The 2,632-nt window shown below is 74.5% G+C and carries 2 protein-coding genes; one reads left to right on the top strand and one right to left on the bottom strand.

Features of this window, described 5'->3' with window-relative positions; all coding sequences use genetic code 11:
- Positions 1-97: 97 nt before the first annotated feature.
- Entirely contained in the window at positions 98-1,639 is a 1,542-nt protein-coding gene (locus CCN39_RS48110) for an ALF repeat-containing protein (protein WP_244211355.1), read from the bottom strand.
- 76 nt (positions 1,640-1,715) lie between these two features.
- Between CCN39_RS48110 and CCN39_RS48105 the strand changes: the two genes are divergently transcribed.
- Entirely contained in the window at positions 1,716-2,591 is an 876-nt protein-coding gene (locus CCN39_RS48105; RefSeq protein WP_208630699.1) for a spermidine synthase, read from the top strand.
- The last annotated feature ends 41 nt before the right edge of the window (positions 2,592-2,632 follow it).

The raw sequence follows: 2,632 nt of genomic DNA, 5'->3' as shown, positions 1-2,632 counted from the left end.
TGACCGCACGGCGAAGGTTGTCGGTGGTGCCCGGTAGTCTCGCGGCGTGGCTCTAGCGCTGTACCGCAAGTACCGTCCGACAACCTTCGCCGTGCGGTCAGGAGACCAGGGCCGTCGCTTCGGCGACCATGGCGTTCACCTTGGTGACGTGCGCCGCGGTGAACGCGTCACGCGCCCGCGCCTTCGGCAGCTCGACGTCCAGGTAGTGCTGCAGGCCCGAGTCCGGCCCGTCGAGGACGCCCTGCGCGACCGCCTTCACCTCCGGGCCCTCGCCGAGGGTCCGGGTGGCGTAGACGGCCAGGTCGATCAGGTGCGTGACGTACCGGCCGTGGGCCAGGAACTCGCGGATGTCCGCGACGGTGCCGTCCAGCGCCTTCTGCGCCGCCGACTTCGTCGACGGGCCACCGGCCGCCAAGAGCTGGTTGACCTCGATGCGGTCGTCGGTGTCCCGGCCCGGGTAGTCACCGGTGCGCAGCAGCGCGGCGACACCGGCGTACGGGCCGGCGAGCACGTCACGAGCGGCCTGGCGCAGGCCCGGGCGGGCGTTCGGGTCCGCCGCGATCGCCGAGACGGCGGCGCGGTCGTCGGACTCCTGCGCGACGGCGAGCCCGCTGCGCACGAACGTGACGACGTCGTCGTCCGAGCCGCTCAGCGCGGCGCGGGCGGCGTTCTTGACCGCGGCACCGCCGTTGCGCAGCAGGTAGACGGACGCCTTGCGGCCGTTCGGCACGGTCAGCGCCGGGTCGGCCGCGTCGGCGAGCAGCTTGTCGTTGTCGGTCTTGGCCTGTGCGGCGCGCGCCGCGGCTTCACGGGCCTGCTGCTGCGCGGCCGCCTCGGCACCGGCGGCGGCCTGGCCGTTGCGCTGGTTCTCGGCCTGCTGGGCGGCGAGCCGGTCGGCGTTCGCCGTCCGCGCGTCCGCGGCGATCCGGCGGGCCGTTCCCGCGGCGATCTTCACCTCCAGGGTGCGGTGGGCGGCCTTGGCCCTCTTGGCCGCGTCGAGCTGCGCACGGACGCCCGCGGCTTCCGCGTCGTAGTTCACGCTGACCTGCCACCACAGCGCCAGGAAGTACCGGACGTCCTCCGGCGTGCCGTCGAGCGCCGTCTGCCCGGCGGCCTTGACCTCCGGGCCGCCTTCGGCCATCGCCTGGTCGACGGTGAGGCGGTCGTCGACGTCCTTCGCCTGCTGCAGACCGGTCTCCAGGAACGCCCGCACGTCCGCGGGCGTTCCGTCGAGTGCCTGCTGGGCCCGGGCGTTGACGGTCGGGCCACCGGCGCTCATGGCCTGGCCGACGGCGATCCGGTCGTCCGAGATCCGGGCCAGTGCCAGGCCGTGCGCCAGGTACTCGCGGATGTCGTCCGGGGTGCCGTCGAGCGCTCGCTGGGCGGTGCGCTTGGTGACCGGGCCGCCGGAGGAGAGCGCCTGGTTGACGAGGACCCGCTCGTCGTCGTTCTGCGCCCGCTGGCGGCCGGTGGCCAGGAAGGCCTGCAGGTCGGCCGGCGAGCCGAGCAGCGCCGCTTCGGCGGCCCGTGCCACGCCGGGACCGCCGGTCTCCAGCAGCGATACGGCCTGCGCCCGGTCGGGCAGCACGTCCGCGGCCGCCGGCGTCGCGAAGACCCCGGCCGCGAGTGCGGCGGCCACGATTACTGCGTTTGCACGCAAGGTGAAACCCCCTCGATCGATGATCGTCCGGTTTCTTATCGCCGGGCCGGTCGGAATGTTTCCGATAACCTCGGATCCCGTGAGCCGCACGCGGAAGCCCGAGCCGGTGGCCGGGCGCTACCCCGTGCGGTTCGGCACGGCGGAGCTGGTCCGTGACGCCGGCCGCGGCAACGCCTGGCTGGTGTCGGTGGACGGCGTCGCGCAGTCGTACGTCGACCTCGACGACCCCGCCCACCTGGAGTTCGACTACGTCCGCCGGTTCGCGGACGTGGTGAACCGGTTGCCGCCCGGTCCGCTGGACGCGCTCCACATCGGCGGGGCGGCGTGCACGCTGCCGCGGTACGTCGCGGCGTCGCGGCCGGGCTCGCGGCAGCTGGTGTTCGACGCCGACGGCGAGCTGGTGGAGCTGGTCCGCACGCAGCTGGGGCTGCGGGTGCCGGGCCTGCGCGTCCGGGTGACGGACGGCCGCGAAGGCCTCGCGACGCGCCGCGAGGACTCGGCGGACCTGGTGGTGGTCGACGCGTTCGAGCGGGCCACGCTGGCCGGCGGCCTGGCGACGCTGGAGGCGACGACGGCGATCGCGGGCATCCTGCGCGCCGGGGGCTGCTACCTGGCGAACATCACGGACGGCTCGGGCCTGCCGTTCACCCGCCGTTTCCTGGCGACACTGCTGTCGGTGTTCCCGGAGGTCCTGCTCCTGGCGGACCCGGGAGTCCTGCGCGGCCGCCGGTTCGGCAACCTGGTCCTGGCGGCCTCGGCAACCGAGCTCCCGACGGCGGAGATAGCCCGCCGAACGGCCTCGGCGGCCTTCCCGGCGCGCTGCGTGCACGGCGCGGAGCTGCGGAAACTGGCGGGCCGGGCGGCCCCGATCACGGACGCGGACGCACCACCGCCCCCGAACCCCCCGGACGACGTGCTGGGCCTGTTCTGATCCACCCGAACGCCCACCCGAGCCGCGGCAGACCCAAGCCG

The organism is Amycolatopsis kentuckyensis (assembly GCF_002155975.1).
In the GTDB taxonomy this organism is placed as follows: Bacteria; Actinomycetota; Actinomycetes; order Mycobacteriales; family Pseudonocardiaceae; genus Amycolatopsis; species Amycolatopsis kentuckyensis.
The sequence above is the reverse complement of the archived record's forward strand: the minus strand, read 5'-3'. Positions and strand labels throughout refer to the sequence as shown.